Source organism: Methylobacterium sp. B1 (genome assembly GCF_000333255.1).
GTDB classification, from domain to species: domain Bacteria; phylum Pseudomonadota; class Alphaproteobacteria; order Rhizobiales; family Beijerinckiaceae; genus Methylobacterium; species Methylobacterium fujisawaense.
Genome location: NZ_BACT01000132.1, coordinates 1 through 983 on the forward strand (window position 1 = coordinate 1; position 983 = coordinate 983).

Consider the following 983-nt stretch of genomic DNA (forward strand, 5'->3'; position numbering starts at 1 on the left):
TTGTGACCTTTGAGCGCGGACAATCCGACGCGCCCTCCGCCCGAGGCGGGAAGGTCGAAATCGGGGGCAAGATCCCCTTCTGACAGCGGCATCGTGCCTTCCTTTCGGCCGATTGATGATGTGCAACCGATCTCGTGCGCGGCCTCAAGCGATTGCGCCGCGCACGTCCGAGCCAAGCCCGGAGTCGCCGCCGCTGTAAAGCGCGGGCGTGCTTCGATCCACCGGCCGCGGTGCCCGAGGGTGCCGCGCGCAGAGCCCCCGGAACAAGGGTCCCGATGGCGGACGAGACAACGTCGGCAGGCAGGCCTCGGGGGCGGGCGCGGCGCGTGGGTGGCTTCTGCCTCGTGAGCGCCCTCGCGCTGGTGCTGCTCCTCGGCGCCGGTGTCGGCCTCGTGGCCCTGCGCCTGTCGAACGGGCCGCTGCAGATCGACGGCCTGTCGCGCCGCGTCGCCGCCGCCGTGGCCGAGCGGATCGGGCCCGGCTGGAGCATCGGGCTGCGCGGCAGCAGCCTGGAGCTCGACCGCGAGAACGCCCTGAGCCTGCGCTTCTCCGGCCTCGACATCCGCAACCCGCAGGGCGACCTCGTGGTGCGTGCGCCCCTGGCGCTCGTCAGCCTCGACCTCTGGGGACTCCTGCGGCTCAACGTGCAGCCGCGCTCGATCGAGTTCCGCGAGACGCAGACCACCGCGCTGCTGCACCGGGACGGCTCCATCGCCTTCGCGGCCTCGGAGGCCAACCACCCGGTCGATATCGCGCCGCACACGCCGCCGAGCGTGGACGGGGTGCGCGGCACCGTCTCGCCGCTCTCGGCCGCGATCGCGTCGATCTTCGGTGTCGTCCTCGATTCGGGCGGCGTGGTCGGCGCCCTCGAACGCGCCCGCGTCACCGACGCGCGCCTGCGGCTGATCGACGAGGACGGCACGAGCGCGCGGTCTTCGCGCGGGTCAACGGCCTGTTCGGGCGCGATCCGGTCAACGGGACCC

At 72.7% G+C, this 983-nt stretch carries 1 pseudogene; it reads left to right on the plus strand.

What is annotated here, in order from left to right:
- Window positions 1-275: 275 nt before the first annotated feature.
- Window positions 276-983, plus strand: a pseudogene (locus tag I53_RS03970) (hypothetical protein); the annotation flags it as partial.